This is a genomic window from Streptomyces sp. NPDC048751 (assembly GCF_043198595.1).
Lineage (GTDB): Bacteria > Actinomycetota > Actinomycetes > Streptomycetales > Streptomycetaceae > Streptomyces.
On sequence record NZ_JBICUX010000017.1, the window covers coordinates 59927 to 79486 of the forward strand.

General features: G+C 72.0%; 15 protein-coding genes. 4 read left to right on the forward strand and 11 right to left on the reverse strand.

Features of this window, described 5'->3' with window-relative positions:
* Positions 1-75: 75 nt before the first annotated feature.
* The 4 genes from ACGFNV_RS39045 to ACGFNV_RS39060 all read right to left on the reverse strand — a co-directional run bounded on the left by ACGFNV_RS39045 (position 76) and on the right by ACGFNV_RS39060 (position 4270).
* A complete protein-coding gene (locus tag ACGFNV_RS39045) occupies positions 76-903 on the reverse strand; it encodes a carbohydrate ABC transporter permease (RefSeq protein ID WP_393629392.1) in 828 nt (275 codons plus the stop codon).
* Entirely contained in the window at positions 900-1826 is a 927-nt protein-coding gene (locus ACGFNV_RS39050) for a carbohydrate ABC transporter permease (RefSeq protein ID WP_393629393.1), read from the reverse strand. Before ACGFNV_RS39050 ends, ACGFNV_RS39045 begins: the two co-directional genes overlap by 4 nt.
* A complete protein-coding gene (locus tag ACGFNV_RS39055) occupies positions 1823-3160 on the reverse strand; it encodes an ABC transporter substrate-binding protein (RefSeq protein ID WP_393629394.1) in 1338 nt (445 codons plus the stop codon). The genes ACGFNV_RS39050 and ACGFNV_RS39055 overlap by 4 nt, the downstream gene beginning before the upstream one ends.
* A gap of 72 nt (positions 3161-3232) precedes the next feature.
* Positions 3233-4270, reverse strand: a complete 1038-nt coding sequence (locus ACGFNV_RS39060) for a LacI family DNA-binding transcriptional regulator (RefSeq protein WP_393629396.1) — start codon at positions 4268-4270, stop codon at positions 3233-3235.
* 116 nt (positions 4271-4386) lie between these two features.
* Here ACGFNV_RS39060 and ACGFNV_RS39065 point away from each other — a divergent pair, with 116 nt between their 5' ends.
* Entirely contained in the window at positions 4387-6510 is a 2124-nt protein-coding gene (locus ACGFNV_RS39065; protein ID WP_393629398.1) for an alpha-galactosidase, read from the forward strand.
* Here ACGFNV_RS39065 and ACGFNV_RS39070 read toward each other — a convergent pair.
* Genes ACGFNV_RS39070 through ACGFNV_RS39080 form a run of 3 tightly spaced genes read right to left on the reverse strand, consistent with a single transcriptional unit; the run spans position 6494 to position 9282 of the window.
* Complete coding sequence (locus ACGFNV_RS39070) at positions 6494-7543, reverse strand: zinc-binding dehydrogenase (RefSeq protein WP_393629399.1); 1050 nt, start codon at positions 7541-7543, stop codon at positions 6494-6496. The genes ACGFNV_RS39065 and ACGFNV_RS39070 overlap by 17 nt on opposite strands.
* Positions 7544-7552: 9 nt before the next feature.
* Positions 7553-8413: a fumarylacetoacetate hydrolase family protein gene (locus ACGFNV_RS39075; protein ID WP_393629401.1), complete on the reverse strand. Its 861-nt coding sequence runs from the start codon at positions 8411-8413 to the stop codon at positions 7553-7555.
* 44 nt (positions 8414-8457) lie between these two features.
* Entirely contained in the window at positions 8458-9282 is an 825-nt protein-coding gene (locus ACGFNV_RS39080; RefSeq protein ID WP_393629402.1) for an IclR family transcriptional regulator, read from the reverse strand.
* 47 nt (positions 9283-9329) lie between these two features.
* On the opposite strand from ACGFNV_RS39080, the gene ACGFNV_RS39085 reads away from it, so the two are divergent.
* Positions 9330-11045, forward strand: a complete 1716-nt coding sequence (locus tag ACGFNV_RS39085; protein WP_393629404.1) for an IlvD/Edd family dehydratase — start codon at positions 9330-9332, stop codon at positions 11043-11045.
* Between the two features lie 16 nt (positions 11046-11061).
* Here ACGFNV_RS39085 and ACGFNV_RS39090 read toward each other — a convergent pair whose 3' ends face one another.
* Positions 11062-11415 (reverse strand): VOC family protein, encoded by a 354-nt coding sequence (locus ACGFNV_RS39090; protein ID WP_393629406.1) that lies wholly within the window; start codon positions 11413-11415, stop codon positions 11062-11064.
* Positions 11416-11531: 116 nt separating this feature from the next.
* Entirely contained in the window at positions 11532-13835 is a 2304-nt protein-coding gene (locus tag ACGFNV_RS39095; RefSeq protein ID WP_393629407.1) for an FUSC family protein, read from the reverse strand.
* Positions 13836-13996: 161 nt separating this feature from the next.
* Between ACGFNV_RS39095 and ACGFNV_RS39100 the strand changes: the two genes are divergently transcribed.
* Both ACGFNV_RS39100 and ACGFNV_RS39105 read left to right on the forward strand, forming a co-directional pair.
* Positions 13997-15847 carry a peroxidase family protein gene (locus tag ACGFNV_RS39100; protein ID WP_393629409.1) on the forward strand — a complete coding sequence of 617 codons (1851 nt, stop codon included), beginning with the start codon at positions 13997-13999 and terminating at the stop codon, positions 15845-15847.
* A 281-nt stretch (positions 15848-16128) separates the two neighbouring features.
* Positions 16129-17229: a winged helix DNA-binding domain-containing protein gene (locus tag ACGFNV_RS39105; RefSeq protein ID WP_393629410.1), complete on the forward strand. Its 1101-nt coding sequence runs from the start codon at positions 16129-16131 to the stop codon at positions 17227-17229.
* A gap of 15 nt (positions 17230-17244) precedes the next feature.
* Here the strand turns inward: ACGFNV_RS39105 and ACGFNV_RS39110 are convergent, their stop codons facing one another.
* Together ACGFNV_RS39110 and ACGFNV_RS39115 are read right to left on the reverse strand one after the other, a co-directional pair.
* Positions 17245-18636 (reverse strand): diacylglycerol/lipid kinase family protein, encoded by a 1392-nt coding sequence (locus tag ACGFNV_RS39110; protein WP_393629412.1) that lies wholly within the window; start codon positions 18634-18636, stop codon positions 17245-17247.
* Positions 18637-18785: 149 nt separating this feature from the next.
* A complete protein-coding gene (locus tag ACGFNV_RS39115; RefSeq protein WP_393629413.1) occupies positions 18786-19490 on the reverse strand; it encodes a hypothetical protein in 705 nt (234 codons plus the stop codon).
* Positions 19491-19560 lie beyond the last annotated feature (70 nt).

Below are 19560 nucleotides of genomic sequence, written 5' to 3' on the forward strand. Positions count from 1 at the left end.
AGTGCGGTGGTGACAAGGGCGGTTCTGATACGGGTTCGCGTGCGGGTGGGGGTGATCACGCTGTTGGACCTCCGGTCATTTGACGGCTCCACTGGTGATTCCGGACACGATCTTTCGCTGGCCGACGAGGAACACGGCGACCATCGGCAGGCTCATCACCACGACGTACGCGAAGACGAGATGCCAGTTGTTGAGGTAGAGCTGGGCGCTGGCGACCTTGTAGAGGTTGAGCGGGAGAGTGGCCCGCTCGCCGCCGCCCAGGACGAAGAACGCGTAGAAGATGTCACTCCACGCGTAGAGCATCACCATGATCGTCGCGGTGGCGATCACCGGCCTGAGCAGCGGCAGGATGATCCGGGCGAAGATCCGCGCCGGCCCCGCACCGTCCATCCGGGCCGCCTCCTCCAGCTCCATGGGGATGGCGCGGATGAAGCCCGTCATGAAGAAGATCGACGTGGAGAGGTACATCCCGGTGTAGACGGCGATCATCCCGGGCCGGGTGTTCGCGAGACCGAGCTGCCGCAGCTCCATCACGATGGTGATGACGGCGGGCGGCAGCAGCAGTCCGCTGATGCACAGCGCGTACGCCGCCGAGACCAGCCTGGACTTCCGGCGGGCGAAGACCCAGGCGGCGCCGGCCCCGAGGAGCAGCACGAGGACGACCGAAGGCACCACCACGAGCAGCGAGTTGACGAAGCCGTGCAGCATCTCGCCCTCGCTGACGGCGTCCCGGTAGTTGCCGCCGGGCTGCCAGTGCACCGGCAGGTCCAGGTTCGGCCTGATCGCCTCCGCCTGCGGCTTCGCCGAGGTGACGACGACCAGCCACAGCGGTACGCCCACCGCGAGGGCGGCGAGGAGCAGGACGAGGGCCGGGCGGCCGTACCGCCACACCACCGCGTTCACAGCAGCTGCTCCCTTCGCCGCAGGCCGACGACCAGCGGGATCGCCACGGCGACCACGACCAGGAACAGGACGAGGCTCATCGCGGAGGCCTGGGCGTACAGGCCCTGTCCGAAGATGCGGAACATGTAGATGTTGAAGACCTCCGTGGAGGCCGCGGGCCCGCCGCCCGTCGTGGCCTGCACGATGTCGAAGGTGTTCATCGAACCGATCAGCGCGGTGGTGACGTTGAAGGTGACGGCCGGTGCGAGCATCGGCCAACGCACCGACCAGAAGGTCCGCCACGGCCCGGCGCCGTCCATCCGCGCGGCCTCCAGCATGTCGCCGGGGATGCCCTTGAGCCCGGCCAGATAGATCAGCATGGACAGGCCCATCCACTTCCAGCCGTGGATCAGGGTCACCAGGACCAGCGTCCACGTCGTCGAGCCCAGCCACGGAACGTCCGTGCCCAGCACGGAGTTGACGGCGCCGTCCTGGTCCAGCAGGGCCTGGAAGACGTAACCGGTCGCGAGCGCCGAGATGAGCACCGGGAGGAAGAAGACCGCGCGGAAGAACCGGTTGAAGCGGGTGTCCGCCTCCAGCAGCAGCGCGAGCACGAGCCCGAAGCCGTTCTGGAACAGCGCGGCCAGGAACGCGTACAACAGCGTCGTGCGGATCGCGCGCAGCAGGGAGCCGTCGTCGGCGATCGTCGTGAAGTTGTCGAGGCCGGTGAAGGAGATGTCCGCGTGGTACGAGGACCAGTTGGTGAACGGGTAGTAGAAGTTGAGCAGGTTCGGCACCAGGAAGAAGCCCGCGAAGACGGCGATCGCGGGGAGCGCGAACCACCACGGGTGGTGCACGGCGGCGCGGGGGAGCCGCCCCACGCCCTTCGGTGTGCCTGGTGCGGGTGCCCGCTTGCGCGCGGCGGGTACGACCGTGTCCGTCATGGCTGGAAACCGGGCGCGCCCTGGGCCTTGGCCACCTGCGCGAACTGGTCCTGGATCGCCTGGGCGACCTGCTGCGGGCTCTTCTTGCCGTAGAGCATGTCGGCGAGGTAGAGGTGCGTGTCCGGGGCGACGATCGCCTTGGCCTGGAAGACCCCGATCGCCTTGGGCAGGGCGGCGACCTGGTCCTTGGAGGTCTGCGGGAGCCCGTCGGGTGTCGGCACGGACGGCTGGACGGACGGGATCTTCATCGTCTTGATGTAGTCGGCGTAGTCGGGGCCGAGCCAGAAGGCGAGGAACTGCCGGGCCGCGTTCTGCCGCTTCTCGTCGCCGGTCCTGAAGGCGACCACGCCGTTGGTCTGGTCGGGGGAGTACATGCCGGTGGCAGAGGAGTTGGCGATCGGGAACCAGCCGATCCTCCGGTCGATCTCGGCGGTGGAGTGCTTGGCCTGCAACTGGGTCTGGAACGAGGTGACGTTGAGGACCATGCCCGCCTCACCGTCCCACAGGGCGTCGGCCTGCCCGGTGAAGGTGCCGGTACGGTAGTTCTTCTGGGCGAGTCCGGCGTCGAGCAGCTTCTCCTTGTACTTCTTGATCGCGGCGACGACGACCGGGTCGGTCCACTTCTCCTTGTTCTCGTTCAGACCGGCCCACCACTGCTGGTCGAGATCGGTGAGCTGGACCTGCATCTGCCACTGCAGGGGCCACTTGTCGCCGCCGGCCTCGTAGAAGGCGGCCGCGTCGGTCCTGTCCTTGACGGTGTTGCCGAGGGCCAGCAGCTCGTCGTACGACTTCGGGAAGTCCTTCTCGGTCAGTCCGGCCTTCTTGAAGACGTCCTTGTTGTAGTAGACGCCCAGCATGGACGGGCTGGTGACGATCGCCGCGTACCGCTTGCCGCCGATGACGCCGAGCGACCTCTCGGTGCTGCCGAGCTTCGAGACCCAGGGTTCCGAGTCGAGGGTGAGGAGGTTCTGCTGCGGCTGGACGAACGGCAGCGTGGAGATCGACGGCTGCCAGAACATCAGGTCCGGCCGGTCGCCGGAGGCGAGCTTCGTCGGCACGTTCTGCTCGTACAGGTCCGGGATCGCCTGCGTCTCCACCTTCGCGCCGGTGGCCTTCTCGAAGGCCTCCACGACCTGCTTGGGCGCGTTGACCGTGTTCTGCGCGGTCCACATGGTCAGCTTCACGCCGTCCAGGCGGGCCGTCGGGTTCACGGCCGTCTGCTTCCCGTCCGTGCCCGAGTCGCCGGAGTCCCCGGCCGTGGGATCGCTGCACGCGGTCGCGGCCAGGCCGATGGCACATATCAGCGCCAGGGCGGGGAGAGCTCTTGTCTTCATCACGTGCCTTTCGAGAACGGGGGGGGCTCAGGGCAGGGCAGGAGTCAGAACAGCGGTGCTCGTACGGGGAGTTCAGCGACCGGTGCGCGGCGGCCCCGAGCTCTCCCGCACCACCAGCTCCGGTACCGAGACGGGGTGCGGCGCGATCTGCGCGGAGTCCTCCAGCACCCCGTGCAGCAGGGCGAAGGCGGCCCGGCCCAGGCCGGTGAAGTCCAGGCGTACGGTCGTCAGGGACGGGGTCAGATAGGCGGCGTGCGGGGCGTCGTCGAAGCCGGCCACACTGACCTCGCCGGGGACGGACCGGCCGGCCTCGTGCAGGGCGCGCAGCACACCGAGCGCGAGGTCGTCGTTGCCGCACAGGATCGCTGTGACGGACGGGTCCTTCGCGAGTCTCCGCCCGGCCGCGTGACCGCCCGCCGGACCCCAACTCCCCTGCACCGGACGGGTCTCGGGCGCCCCCGCTTCCTCCAGCGCCTGGCGCCAGCCACTGGTGCGGGCGCTGGTGCGCCGGGTGCTGGACGGGATGGCGACGTAGTGCACGGTCTCGTGGCCGAGGGAGAGCAGATGCCGGGTCGCCCGGTAGGCGGCCTCGCGGTCGTCGGCCCACACCCAGGGGCGGTCACCCCCGGGCGGGGTCGCGGGGGTCTCGACCACACCGACGACCGGGAGTTCGGCGGGCACGGCTCCCAACGCCCGGACCCCGGCCGGGTCGTAGGCGATCACGATCAGTCCGCCGCCGGTGTCCGCCGCGCGCCGCACCTCGGCGGCGACGGCGGGTTCCTCCGTCGACTCCAGGACGCCGATCCCGACCGCGTAGGACGCGGCACGGGCGGCCTCCTCGATGCCCTGGAGGATGGAGGCGTAGCCGTAGTGGGTGGTGTTGGCGGTGAGCACGGTCACGGTCCTGGTGCGGCCGCTGGCCAGGGCGAGGGCGGTGGCGTTGCGCCGGAAGCCCAGTTCTTCGATGGCGGCGAGCACCCGCTCCCGCGTGGACGGCTTGACGCTGGGATGGCCGTTGATCACCCGCGAGACGGTCTGGTACGACACCCCGGCGGCGGTCGCGACATCCCTGATGCTCGCCGGGCGCCTTGTGTGACCGGTCACATTCATGCGAGGATTGTGACCGGTCACACAGAGGTCGTCAAGAGACCGTAATGATGGATTCACGCGACTGACGCGGACCGCCGCCGGGGCACGGGCCGGGCGGGGTCGGGAGGGGAGACGCCTTGGCCGGTACGGCGGATGCGACGAGGAAGCCCGCAGGGCCCGACTTCAGCTGGAGCCCGTCGGCTCTCGCCGTCGAGTTCGCCACCGCTTCCGACGGCACCCCGCGGCTGGTCCGGCTGGGCCCTCCCGGCGCGGCCGAGCCCGTCGACCCGGAAGCCGCCCTCCCCCTCGTCGAGCTGACCGCCCTCGGTCACGGCAGCGCCTGGTCGGGGCCCCGCTTCACCGGCACGGCCCTCGGCTCCCGGCTCCTCTACCGGGCCCACGACAGCGGCAGCCGCCCCGGCTGGGACTGGCTGACCGTCGAACTCCACGACCAGGGGACCGGCCTGACGGTGTTCGTCGAGCTGACGTCCCCCGTCGGGCTGCCGGTGCTCCGGTCCCGGGTACGGCTGCGCAACGACGGCACCCAGCCCCTGACCGTCCAGTCCGTCAGCAGCCTCCTGCTCGGCGGCCTGCCCGCCCCGGACACCCTCGATGTGCACCGGGCCCGCAACGACTGGCTCGCCGAGTGCCGCTGGTACACCGAGCCCCTGCGCGCCACCGTCGCCGACATCAACGTCGACGCCCACCAGCACGACAGCCGGGCCGCGCTGACCCTCACCGGACGCGGCAGCTGGCCCACCGACGGCCACCTCGCCATGGGAGCGCTGACGGAGCAGGACGGCGGCCGGGCCTGGCTGTGGCAGGTCGAGTCCCCGGCCGGCTGGCGCTGGGACCTGGGCGAACGGGCGCACGGTACGTATCTGGCGCTGAACGGCCCCACGGACGCCGAGCACCAGTGGCGGAGTCGGCTGGAGCCCGGCGCGGAGTTCACCACCGTGCCGGCGGCGCTGGCCCTCGGTTCCGGGTTCGACGAGGCGATGGGCGCGCTGACCGCGTACCGCCGGGCCGTACGCCGCCCCCACGCGGACCACACCGCCCTCCCCGTGATCTTCAACGACTACATGAACACCCTGATGGGCGACCCCACGACCGAGAAGCTGCTGCCCCTCATCGACGCGGCCGCCGAGGCCGGCGCGGAGTACTTCTGCATCGACTCCGGCTGGTACGACGACGACACCGAGGGCTGGTGGGACAGCGTCGGCGAGTGGCTGCCGTCACCGCGCCGTTTCCCGGGCGGCGGCATCCGGGCGGTCCTCGACCGCATCCGGGAGCGCGGCATGGTGCCCGGGCTGTGGCTGGAGCCGGAAGTGGTCGGCGTCCGCAGCCCGATCGCGTCCGCGCTCCCCGCGGACGCCTTCTTCCAGCGCGACGGGGTACGCCTCAGCGAGCAGGGCCGCCACCAGCTCGACCTGCGCCACCCGGCCGCCCGGGCCCACCTCGACAAGACGGTGGACCGGATCGTCGGCGACTGGGGCGTCGGGTATCTCAAGCTCGACTACAACATCGCGGTCGACCCGGGCACCAGCGCCCCCGGCGACCTCTCGCCCGGAGCGGGCCTGCTCGGCCACACCCGCGCCTACCTGGACTGGCTCTCCGAGGTCCAGGACCGCCACCCCGGTCTCGTCGTCGAGAACTGCGCCTCCGGCGGCATGCGGATGGACGGAGCCACGCTCGCCGTCACCCAGCTCCAGTCCACCAGCGACCAGCAGGATCCCCTGCGCCTGGCCCCCATCGCCGCCGCCGCGCCGACGGCGATGCCGCCCGAGCAGGGCGCCGTCTGGGCCTATCCGCAGCCCGACTTCGACGACGACCTGATCACCTTCACCCTGGGCGGGGCACTGCTCGGCCGCATCCATCTCTCCGGCCACCTCAATCGCATGTCCGAGCACCAACTGTCCCTCGTACGGGACGCGGTGGCCGTCTACAAGACCATCCGCGGCGACCTCGCGCGGGCCGTGCCGTTCTGGCCGCTCGGGCTGCCGGGATGGACCGACGAGTGGCTGGCCCTGGGGATGCGGGTGCCGGGCGGCCCGTCGTACGTGACGGTCTGGCGCCGGGGTGGGGCGACGGACGAACTCCGGTTGCCGCTCGGCGACTTGGCGGGTCGTGAGGTCCACGCGGAGATCCTGCACCCGTCGGCCGCGACCACCGGTCCGGTGGTCCGGGACGCAGACGCGCTGCGGGTGTCGCTGACCTCGGCACCGGGGGTGGTGTTGGTGCGGCTCACTCCCGGCGGGTAGGCGGGACCGTCCTGGTGTGCACCGGTCGTGGATCGACGTGGATCTTGGGGCCGGGGCCCCCACCGGGCGGGCGTTCGCCGGCGAGGACGGGGCCGACCTCGTCGAGGCCGACGGTGGCGGCGACGAGCGGCCGCGGGTCGACCGTTCCGGCCGCGTAGGCGCGGATCGTGGCGTCGAGGCCGGGGGATGCGGACAGGACACCCACCGCGGTCACGTCCTTCAGCACGAGCGCGCGGGTGTCGATCCTGCTCGGTTCTCCGGCCAGTCCGATGTACACCAGCCGTCCGCCCGGTTCGACCGCCCCCAGTGCTCTCGCGGGCAGAGGGGCGGCGTTCGAGGCGTCCACGACCGCGTCGAACGGCAGGTCCGGTACCGAGTCCTCCGACCACACGTGAGCGAAGCCCAGGGAGCGGGCGAAGGTGAGGGAGCCTTCGGTGGCACCCATGAGGTGCACCTCGGCACCTGCGGCACGGAGGAACAGCGCGACCAGCAGCCCGATCGTCCCCGGCCCCAGGACCAGCGCGCGGTCACCGGGCCGCGGTGCGGCGGCCCGTGCGGCGCGCAGGGCGTTGCCGCCCGGCTCCACGAGCGCGCCGAGCACGGCGTCGACGGTGTCGGGCAGGGCGTGCAACGAGGAGGCGGGTACGGCGAGTTGCTCCGCCAGGGCACCGGGCCGGCCCCCGCGGATGCCGACCTCCTGCCGCTTCTCGCACACGTGCGGGTGGCCGCGAAGGCAGCGTCGGCAGGTGCCGCAGCCGAGCATGGTGTCGCCCATGACACGGCGGCCGAGCCAGCCGGGGTCGACGCCGTCACCGACCACCGCCACTCGCCCGGCCCACTCGTGGCCCGGCCGCATCGGGTAGGAGGAGTGCCCCTGGTGGAGGTAGGCCATCGCGCCGGTGAAGAACTCCATGTCGGTGCCGCACACACCGACCCGCTCGACGTCGACGACGACCTCGCCGGGAGCGGCCACCGGCGCCGGGAGGTCCTGGACCTCGTACGCGCCGGGGGCGGTCAGGACGAACGCGCGCATCGCCGGCGGCTACCGGGGCCCGACCACATGCTGGCGCTGGGCGCCGAGGCGCCTGATGCCCAGTTCCATCACGTCACCCGGCTGGAGGTACTCGGGCGGGGTGAGGCCCATGCCGACGCCGGGCGGGGTGCCCGTGTTGATCAGGTCGCCCGGCTCCAGGACGAGGAACTGGCTGAGGTAGTGCACGATGAAGTACGGGTCGAAGATCATCGTCTTGGTGTTGCCGGTCTGCCGGCGTACGCCGTTGACGTCCAGCCACATGTCCAGCGCGAGGACGTCGTCGATCTCGTCGGAGGTGGCGAGCCAGGGCCCCGCGGGGTTGAAGGTCTCGGCGGACTTGCCCTTGGCCCACTGCCCGCCGCGCTCCAACTGGAAGGCGCGTTCACTGACGTCGTTGACGACGACGTACCCGGCGATGGCGTCGCGGGCCTCGTCGACGGAGTCGAGGTAGCCGGTACGCCTGCCGATGACGATGCCGAGTTCGACCTCCCAGTCGGTTCTGGTGGACCCGCGCGGGATGCGCACGTCGTCGTTCGGGCCGATCAGCGTGTTGGGCGACTTGGTGAACAGGATCGGCTCGTCGGGGACGGGCATGCCGCTCTCGGCCGCGTGGTCGCGGTAGTTCAGGCCGATGCACAGGATCTGGTGCGGGCGGGCGATCGGCGCGCCGATCCGCTCTCCGGCGAAGCGGGACACCCGGCCCGCCGCCGCCCGCTCGGCCACGACGGGGCGCACGCGGTCGACGCCGCCCGACCCGAAGAACGCCTCGTCGAAGTCCACGACGACGTCGGAGAGGTCGACGTAGGTCTCGTCGTCGACGCGGGCGACGGGCTTCTCGGCGCCGGCGGCACCGATGCGCATGAGGTACACGATTCGTTTCTCCAGGGTTGAGGGGCGTCCCGACGGGTCTTCAGTCAGTTGTGGGGTCGGCAGAGGGGACCGAGCAGGTGGCGGATCTCGTCGAGCAGGTCGACCAGGCCGGCCAGGGGCGTCCGGTAGGCCAGCGCGCTGATGCTCACCGCGCCGGAGGGGATGGTTGGTGAGACGAGGTACACGGGCACCGCGAGGCAGTTGACCCCCTTCTCGTTCTCCTGGTCGTCCACGCCGTAGCCGCGTTCACGCGTGGCCGTCAGTTCCCGGTGCAGGTCGGCGGCCGTGGCCAGGGTCCGGGGCGTCCGGCGCTCCAGCGGGGAGTCGCCGATCCACCTCTCGACCTCCGCCGACGACGTCAGCCGCCCCGCGAGCAACGACTTGCCGACGGCGGTGGAGTGCGCGGGGTTGCGTCCGCCGATCGTCGACGTCAGCCGGACCGCGCCGGCGGGCGGGTCGACCTTCGCGCGGTAGACGACCTCACGACCGTCCAGCACCGCGTAGTGCGCGGTCTCGCCGAACCGGCGCGCCAGCGTGTCGAGCAGGGGACGGACCCGGACGTGCTCGGGCCGGACCTCGTGATGGGCGAAGGCCATGCGCAGGAACTCGTCCCCGAGCACATAGCGGCCGCGGGAGTCCTGGTCGGCCAGTCCGGCCCGGCGCAGCGCACCGAGGGCCCGGTGCACGGTCGGCTTGGGACTGCCGATCGCCCGGGTCAGCTCCTCAAGACCCACGCCCGTGGGATACCGGGCGAGTTCCTTGAGGACGGCGAGCACCCGGTCCGAGCCCACGAGACGGCCGCTGTCGGCTCCTGGCGCGCCGTCCTCGACGGGGTCTGTCGATTCGTCGGAGGTCTGCGTACGCTTCATGGCGTTCCGAACATTAGACCGCCGTACCGACTATTGGAAGGGACTCCATGGTCAGCCTCCGCAGCGCACAGTGGTACGAGGGTCAGGGCCGCAACGCCTACATCCATCGGGCGTGGATGCGGCGGGGCGTGCCCGGGGACGCCTTCACCGGCCGGCCGCAGATCGCCATCGCCAACACCGCGTCCGACCTGACTCCGTGCAACGCGCATCTGAACGAGGTGGCCGCCTCGGTGCGCGACGGCGTGTACGAGGCGGGCGGGATCCCACTGGACCTGCCCGTGGTGTCGCTGGGTGAGACGAACCTGCGCCCCACGGCCATGCTCTGGCGCAACATGGCCGCGATGGCCACGGAGGAGATGCTGCGGGCCAACCCCGTCGACGGTGTCGTCCTGTTGGGCGGCTGCGACAAGACGATCCCGTCGCTGCTCATGGCCGCCGCCTCGGTGGACCTGCCCGCCGTCGTCGTCCCCGGTGGACCCATGCTGACCGGCACCTTCCGGGGCACGCCGCTGGGCTGCGGCACCGACGTGTGGCGGCTGTCGGAGGAGGTGCGGGCCGGCACGCTCTCCCAGGAGCAGTTCACCCGCTCCGAATCGGCGATGATCCGCAGCCGCGGGCACTGCAACACCATGGGCACCGCCTCGACGATGGCGCTGGTGGCCGAGGCGCTGGGCACGGTCGTCCCCGGCGTGGCCGGAACCCCCGCCCCCGACAGCCGCCTGCTGGAGGCGGCGCACCACACCGGCCGGCTGGCGGTGGACATGGTGGGCGCCGACCGGCGGCCCGGGACCTTCCTGACCACGGCGTCCTTCCACAACGCGATCGTGGCGCTCGCCGCCGTCGGCGGCTCGACCAACGCGGTCGTCCACCTCCTGGCGATCGCCGGCCGCCTGGGCATCGACCTGACCCTCGACGACTTCGACCGCATCGGCTCCCGCGTGCCGGTCCTGGTGGACCTCCAGCCGGCCGGCCGCTTCCTCATGGAGGACTTCCACCGCGCCGGAGGCCTGCGCGCCGTCCTGCGCGAGGTACGCGACCTGCTCGACCCCGAGGCCCTGACCGTCACCGGCAGGCCCCTGGTCGACTCGCTCGACGACGCCGAGATCTGGGACGGCGACGTCATCCGCACCCGCGCCGAGCCGCTGGTCGCCGAGGGCGGCATCGCCGTCCTGCGCGGCAACCTCGCCCCCGACGGGGCACTCGTCAAACCGGCCGCCGCCTCCCCGCACCTGCTGCGCCACCGCGGCCGGGCGGTCGTCTTCGACTCCGTCGAGGACTTCCACGCCCGCATCGACGACCCCGAACTCGACGTGGACGCCGACTCCGTCCTCGTCCTGCGCGGCTGCGGCCCGAAGGGCTACCCGGGCATGCCCGAGGTCTCGAACATGCCGCTGCCGAAGAAGCTCCTCGCACAGGGCGTACGCGACATGGTCCGCGTCTGCGACGGCCGAATGAGCGGCACCGCCTACGGCACCGTCGTCCTGCACGTGGCCCCGGAGGCCGCGGCCGGCGGCCCGCTCGCGCTGGTGCGGACCGGCGACTTCGTCACCCTCGACGTCGAGGCCCGCCGCATCGACGTCGACGTACCCGCCGACGAACTCGCCCGCAGGACCCCGGACAAGGCCACCGTCACCGGCTTCGCCAACCCCCGCCGCGGCTGGGAACGCCTCTACGTCGACCACGTCCTCCAGGCCGACACCGGCGCCGACCTGGACTTCCTCCTGGGCTCCAGCGGCTCGGAGGTGACCCGCGAGTCGCACTGACGCATCGACGACACGCTCAGACGGGCTGCCACAGCTCGACGCGATTGCCCTCAGGATCGGTGACCCAGCCGAATCGGCCGACGCCCTCCATGTCCTGGGTCTCCTGCGCCACGTCCGCTCCCTTGGCGCGCAGTTGCGCGAGCATCGCATCCAGGTCGCGGACCCGGAAGTTGAGCATGGTCTGCTGGGCGCGGGAGCCGAAGTAGTCGGTCTCGGACTCGAACGTCGCGAACACCGTCCCCCCGGCTTCCTGACGCCACAGGCCGTGTTCGTCGGCGTCCAGGCCCAGGCAATCGCGGTACCACGCACTCAGGGCCCCAGGGTCGCCGGCCCGCAGGAAGTATCCGCCGATTCCAAGCACACGTTCCATGGCGCCATCCTGCCAGGACGGCGACCGTGTGGGCAGGCACCACACCCTCGTCCGCTTCTGTCGGCCGCCCCCGCCGTGGTCGTCCGTCCGGTTCGCCGCGAGGGCCTCACGGGCGCTCACCGGGACGAGGGAGATCCGTCGTGCCTGGCCGCGGCCGCCAGGCTCGGCTGGAGGCGCCTCGCCGCCTTGAGGTGGTCGACGGTCCAGATGATGCGCACGGCGGTGTCGGAGGCCCTGCCGTCGGCGTCGCGCAGGTCGCGGTGGAGGGAGGCCACCAGGCTCGCCTCGGCCGTGGCGCTGTGCGGCATGGGGTCCCGGACCGCCGAGTGCCGGGCGAGGCTCGCGGCCAGGTCCTCGTACCAGCCGGTCACCCGGCCCGCCGAGTGCAGCAGCACCAGGCCCGCCTCGGCGCGGTCCGTACCCTCGTCGCGTTCGTCCGAGCGCTGCCACAGGCCCAGCACCGCGTTCGCGGCGGCCCGCAGGCCGACGATGCCGGTGACCAGCGTGGTCATGTTCGCCAGCGACAGGGGCTTCGCGCCCCGTTCGGCCAGGAAGCCGCGGAAGGCGTCGTCGAGCCTGCGCGCGGCGGCCGCCGCCTCGCGGCTCTCCGCCAGGGGAGTTTCCGCCGGGGACGGGTGCGTGCCACAGCGGCCCATGGCGTACTCGACGGCCCCGGCCAGATAGCGGGCGCTGTCGGTGTACGCCTCGGCGAGGGCCCGATGGACCGCGGCCGCGGCGCCGCGCGGCCAGAGGAACACGCCCACGAGCACACTCACGGCACAGCCGAGCCCGATGTCCTGGACACGCAGCAGCACGATGTGCCAGTCGGGGCGCTGGTCGATGTTGAACAGGATGGCCAGCGTGACGGTGAAGGCCGCCTGGCCCGCGGCGAACGACACGGCGGCCGGTGCGATGCCGGCGATCAGCACGGCGAGCGGCAGCAGGAACCACAGCGCGGTGTCGTGCCGACCGATGAGCTGCAGCAACGCGGCGCCGATGACGGACCCCACGAGCGTGCCGGCGAGCGCGCGGATCGCGTTCTGCCCGGTGTTCAGGGCGTTCGAGCGCAGCACCGACAGGGTGCCGAGGAGCACCCAGAACGAGTGCTGCACGTCCGTCGCCTTCACCAGGGCGACCGCGACACCCAGGCCCACCGCCCCCCGGAGGCTGTTGTGCAGCCACACCGAACCGGGCGTCAGATGGGCGAGGGCACGCGCCCGCGCGGACGCCAGCGGCCGGCCGGGCCCACCGGGTTCGAGGCCGAGCAGCCGCTCCGGCCAGCTGCGCCGTTCCGCCGCTGCCGCCAGGTCCACGTTGCCCGCGATCCGGAGCGTCGCGAAGCCCAGTTCCTGGGCGCGGAACGACAGGTCCAGGACGCCGATGAAGGCGCGCACCTCCGCTTGCGTACCGGGCCGGGGCAGGTGCGCCGGCAGCAGGGCGGTGGCGCTGCGTTCCATGCGGTCCATGGCCGCGCGCAGCCGCGTCATGGCGGTCCGCAGCGCCTCGGGCGCACCGTGCGGCGCGTCCAGCAGGTCGGCGGTCCGCTCCAGGACGACGGCGGCCGCGCGCCGCACGGCGTGGGCCTCGGGATCGCACAGCGGCTGCTCGACGGGCGGGGGCGCGCTGTCGGCCACGATCGTGCTGAGCCACGTCAACTCGTCGACCAGCCGTACCAGGGCCCGCGAGCTGGTGGACAACCCCGTGGGCCGGTAGGGAGTGGCGCCGAAGACGGCACGCAGGTCGGCCGCCGCCACGGCGGCCCGGTCGGCGGTCTCCCGGCACGCGCGCACGCTCGCCGCCTCGGCGTCGTGCGCCAGCCGGGACGCGTCGCTGCGCAGTTGTGCCGCGGCCGCGCGGCAGACGCGTGCGGCGGGCGCGCTGAGCGGGTCCGCGGCGGGCCGCGGCCACAGCAGGGAGATCGCGAGCAGGGCGGCGACGGACGCGAGGCCGGCGCCCGCGAGCCGGTCGGGCAGCACCGACTGCGGCGCGGGCGTGCTCACGGGCAGGACGAAGGCCAGCAGCAGCGCGGTCGACGCCCCGGCGAGCACGGAACTGACCACACCCGAGAAGAGCACCACGAAGCCGATCACCACGGTGAGGGTCACCGCGACCCAGTTCTCCCGGGCCGCGACGGTGCCGAGACAGATGAACACCAGCCAGGCCGCCCCGAGACCCACATGGGCCCGCAGCCGCTGCACCATCGGACCGGTGAACTCGACGAACAGCAGCATCGAGAGCGAACCGAACGCCGCGTAGAGCGCCATCGCCGGTGCGTGGAACACCTGACTGCACAGCGCGAACAGCCCCGGCATCACCACGGCGGCACGCACCGCCCTGCGGGTCGCGGCCAGCTCCGGGTCGTGCGCCCGCAGCCATGCCATGACCCTCCCGACCGGGTGGAAGCCGGATGCTGCCCGCATACGCCGCGACCTTCCGTCAGCACGAGCCCGCAGGGTCCGTCGATACGCTCAGTATCCGTCGTCACTGCTCGAAGTGCGGGGGTGGAGCGGCTCCCCTAACGTGTCGATCAGGGGTGATTTGTGGCTTTGTGCCCCCTGCCCCCTCACCCTGGAGTACCGCGATGAGCGAACAAGGACGCGCCGCGCGTTCCTCGGCCGGATACCGTACGTCACTGCCCTGGCGGATCGTCACCAGTACGGCCCAGTACGTGGACCGGCGCATCGGCTGGGACAAACTGCCCGTGCTCCCCGGTCTGCTGACCCTCCTCGGACTGCGCGTCACGCTCCGCCAGAAGAACCTCCACGACACCGGCCAGGTGCCCTCGGTCGGCGTACCCGATCCCGCGCCCCCCTCCGAGACCCACAAGGTCAACCGGACGGCCGACGGCAGCCACAACGACCTCGGCGACCCGCGCATGGGCATGGCCGGCACCCGATTCGGCCGGAACATCCCGCTGGACCGGATCGCTCCGGCCGCCCCCGAGGACGTACTGTCCCGGCCCAACCCCCGCGACGTCAGCCGCGCGCTGCTCACCCGTGACGAGCTGACCCCGGCCGAATCGGTCAACTCCCTGGTCGCCGCCTGGCTCCAGTTCATGATCCGCGACTGGTTCAGCCACGGGACGAGCCCCGCGGACCGGCCCTGGGAAGTACCGCTCATGGACGACGACCCGTGGCCGGAACAGCCCATGCGGATCATGCGGACCCCGGACGACCCGACCCGCGACCCGCACGCGCCCGCCGACACGCCCGACACCCGCGTCAACGTGTCCTCGCACTGGTGGGACGGCTCACAGATCTACGGGTCGAACGAGACCGAACAGCGCAGGGCGCGCACCGGCCGGCTGGGCAAGCTGCGCCTGTGGGACGGCGAGCAGTCCCCGGTGCCCTCCGACCCCTCCCGCGACCCCTCGAAGGTCCCCGGCTTCTGGCTGGGCCTCGCCATGATGCACGACCTGTTCGCGCGGGAGCACAACGCGATCTGCGACCACCTGCACGCCGCGTACCCCTCGTGGGACGACGAGGAGCTCTTCCAGCGCGCCCGGCTGGTCAACGCCGCACTCCTCGCCAAGATCCACACCGTGGAGTGGACCCCGGCCGTCATCAGCCACCCCACCACCGTCACGGCGCTGCGCGCCAACTGGTGGGGCCTCGCGGGCGAACGCGTCCACAAGCTCTTCGGCCGGATCAGCGGCAGCGAGGTCCTCAGCGGCATCCCCGGCGGCGCGACGGACCACTACGGCGTCCCGTACGCCCTCACCGAGGAGTTCGTAGCCGTCTACCGCATGCACCCGCTCATCCGCGACGAGTGGCATCTGCGCTCCGCCGACGACGACGCGACGCTGCGCCACTGCACACTGCGCGACATCTCCGGTCCAGGAGCGTTGAAGTTCCTGGAGACCACGGACATGACCGACCTGCTGTACAGCTTCGGCACGCTCCACCCCGGGCTGGTCACCCTGCACAACTTCCCCCGGTTCCTCCAGGAGTTCCAGCGTCCCGACGGACACTTTCAGGACCTCGCCGCCACCGACATCCTGCGCACCCGGGAACTGGGCGTCCCCCGCTACAACGAGTTCCGGCGACTGCTGCGGCTCAAGCCCGCGGCGACCTTCCTGGAGCTGACGGAGAACCGGGCGTGGGCCGAGCAGATCGAGCAGCTCTACGACGGTGACATCGAGAAGGTCGACCTCATGGTCGGGCTGTACGCGGAGAAGCTGCCGGCCGGATTCGCCTTCAGCGACACCGCGTTCCGCATCTTCGTCCTCATGGCGTCACGCCGGCTCAACAGCGACCGCTTCTTCACCGAGTACTACACCCCCGAGGTGTACTCCAAGGCCGGCATGGCCTGGATCGACGACAACAGCATGATCACCGTGCTGTTGCGTCACCACCCCGAGCTGCGCACGGCGCTCGCCGGTCTGACGAACGCCTTCACGCCGTGGCACACGGCGGGACGTACCGTGAGCTGAGCGGCGGCCCTCAGCACGCGCCCCTCATGGGCACACCCGCGCCTCTCATGGGCACACCGCACGCCCCCGCGCCTCACCGCGCGGGGGCGCCGTCCTTGCGGCTCACCCGGGCAGGCGGCGACGCTGCCTGACGCCCACCATGCCGAGAGACGCGGACACACCCTGACCGCATCTCCTGCGACCGTCGGTGCCGGACCAGTACGCATCGAAGGGAAGAGCCTCACAGTGAAGTTCACCGTCGTCACCGTCGTCACCGCGGACGAGCACCGCGGCCTGACGCGATGACCGTTCTCGACACCCGGGCGCTCAACCGCGCGACGCTCGCCCGGCAGTTGCTCCTCGATCGTGCCGAGGCACCGGTCCTCGACACCGTCGCACACCTCGGAGGTCTCCAGGCACAGGAACCGCAGGAACCGTTCGTCGGACTGTGGTCACGGCTGACCGCGTTCGACCCGTCGCGGCTGTCGGACCTGCTGGTCCGGCGCCGCGTGGTCCGCACCCACCTGATGCGCCGCACCGTCCACCTCGTCACCGCCGACGACGCCCTGGCCTGGCGTGCCCGCCACGACCCCATGCTGCGCCAGCGGGTGCTCGGGACCTACCGCCGCGAACTCGCCGACGTCGACCTCGACCAACTGGCCGCCGCGGGCCGGGCGGTCATGGCCGACGGCGAGCCCCGCTCGATGACCGAGCTCGCGCGGCCGCTCACCGGGCGCTGGCCGACGGCCGGACCCCGGGCCCTGGGGGAAATGGTGATCGCGGCCCTCGTCCCGATGGCGCAACTACCGCCGCGGGGGCTGTGGCGCACGAGGGCAGGCGTGCGCAACGTCCTGATGTCGTCCTGGCTGGGCCGCGACATCGACCCGCCGTCCCCGGACGGCTCCGATCCCGTGGGTCAGGCGCTGCTACGTCGCTATCTGGCCGCGTTCGGTCCCGCCGCCTCCGCCGACCTGCGCGCCTGGTGCGGGCTCGCCGGACTGCCGACCGCGGTCGCCGCGCTACGCGATGAACTGGTCGTCTTCCGCGACGAGCGCGGTCGGGAACTGCTCGACCTCCCCGACGCGCCGCGCCCCGACGGCGACACGCCCGCCCCGGTGCGTTTCCTGCCGGCCTTCGACAATGCGATCCTCGGCTACCACGACCGCAGTCGGATCATCGACGACGCCCACCGCGGTCTGTCGGTCACCGGCGCCCGCGTCGTCCTGGTCGACGGCCGGGTCGCCGCGACGTGGGACGTCAAGGCCGACACCGTGACGGTCACCCCGCTGCGCCGCTTCTCCCGTTCCGACCGTGCCCTGGTCACCGACGAGGGCCGGGCGCTGGCGTCCTTCCTTTCCGACAACGACAGCGACCGCGTACGGATCGCGGCGTCTCCCGGCTGAGCGAGGGCGCCCTGGTCACCGCTGTGACCCACTCTCCTGCCGGGGCGGCGGTGCCGTGGGGGGCGACGTGCGGCCGGGCACCGCCGTACGTCCCACGGCGGCCGCGAGCTTGCGCAGGCGGCGCCAGTCGAGGCGGGGCGGCGGCTCCGGAACACCCGGGCGCACGCGGGGGACCCGGACGCGCAGCGCACGGCGGGCCACGCGGCAGCGGACGGGGGTCGGCAGCAGCAGCGCCTCGCCGTCGAGCCCGACCTCCAGGTGCGGTTCGTCGGCCTCGACGACCACCTCGTGGGCGGTCAGCGCCGCGAGACCGGCCGGGTTCGGGTCCAGCAGCAGTTCCGCCGCCTCCACGGCACTGTCCACGCGGACCGAGAGGACCCCGAGCTTCCCGGAGTTCAGGCGCTCACGCCGGCCGAACCCGAAGGGATCGCCGGTGCGGTAGGGGTTGTTGCTGACCAGCACGGCCTGCGGGTCGGTGAGCGCGGTGTCGTCGGCACGGACGGTCAGCCGCGGGCCGCGCTGCCGGGAGAGCAGGTCCGGCAGCAGCTCCAGCGCGGTGCCCACCTTGTCGTCGCGGTAGCCCGGGCTCTGCACGACCGCCCCGTAGACCCCGAAGGAGGCGTTGTTGACGAAGGGGCGCCCGTCGGCGAAGCCGAGGTCGACATGGAGTTCCACCCCGTCGGTCAGCGCGTCCAGACAGGTGGACGGGTCGTCGCGGTCGAGCCCGAGGTCCATGGCGAAGTGGTTGCGGGTACCGGCCGAGATCACGAGGAACGGCACGTCGTGCTCCGCGGCGACGGCGGCGACCAGGGCCTGCGTGCCGTCGCCGCCCGCCACGCCCAGGAGGTCCGCTCCCCGGGCCACCGCGGACCTCGCCAGCTCCGTGACGTCCTGCTGCCGCTCCGGATCGAGCAGTACCACGTGTGCGCCCAGGCTCTCGGCCTTCTCACGCAGGGAGAACCGCTCGACCTTCCCGCCGCCGGAACGAGGGTTGAGGATCAGGAAGGGCCGCTGTGGCGGTGGCGTCCGGTGCTCCTTCATACGGGCCGGGCGCAGCCCCGTGCTGCGCAGGGCGTACCGGCCCGCCCACACGGCGAAGCACCACAGCAGCGCCGACAGCACGACCACCCACAACAGGTTCATCGCGGCGAACATCGCGACGACCGCGACGGGCGCGGCGACCGTCAGCAGCGCCGCGGCCACCCGGGCCGCGCCCCGGCGGGACAGCGCCCACCACAGGGCGGCAGCCGCGACGGCGAGCCCCGAGACGCCCACCGCCAGGAGCACCACGCCCCGCACCCCGCCGACCAGGACGGGCAGCAGCGCCGCCGCCGCCGTCGCGGCGAGCGCGGTCCTGGCCGCCCACGCCTGCCGATGGTGCAGTCGCTCATTCGATGCCGCTTCCATGAGCCCCTTCCCCGTGTGAGGGCCACCGTCCCTCACCCAGCGCGCGGAGGGACGCCGACAAGATCTCACGGCACGGGTCACGGGCACCACCTGCCCCCGGTGAGACCGACCTCCGCCTGCCCCTCGCAAACACGGTCACGCTCGTGAGATCAGGCCGGGGTGAACGCCTCGGTGGTGACGTCGCGTTCGAAGGTGGCGCCCTGGAAGCCGTACGTGCTGATGCGGTCGAGCTTGATGAGGAGGCAGAAGCGGTCGGTGGAGGCCAGGGAGGCGGCGATCTCGCGGTGGTTGCGCTTGAGGTAGTGGATCGCGGCCTGGTTCGCCAGGGAACTCTGGCCGCAGACCAGGAAGACGGGGCGACTGGCCTCCGGGGGCGTGAACTTGGCGACGAGGGCGTGTTCCACGTTGCCCTTGTCCCACAGGTACCGCTCACCGCCGACGACGTAGCCCACCGACTCGGGGCCCGGGCCGTACGGGAGGATCGTGACGCCGGGCAGGTGGGCGGCGAGGTGCCCGCCCGCGCGGATGTTGGCGTCGCCGAGCGGCCCGCCGATGCAGAACTCGGTCCGGGCGTCGTTGCTGCCGCGGAAGTCGTTGCCGGACTCCGTGTGGACGTCGCTGCCGAGCTGGCTGGCCAGGGTCGCCACCTCGATGATGGCGCGGAGGTCCTTGTGCGGGGTGACGCCCGGCGCGTTGTGCTTGCTGCCGATGACGACCAGGCAGGTCTCGCCCGGTACGACACCGAAGAAGTCCGCCTTGCGGCGCAGCACCCGGGACCGCTTGCCGCGCTCCCACAGCCACACGCACGCCCCACCGATGAAACTGGTCGCCAGCCCGACCAGCACATTGACCACTACCGAAAGGATGGCAGCCCCCTCGCACTCGGCATCTTCGGGGAGCCCCGGTCCACCCCGTCCGGCGAAG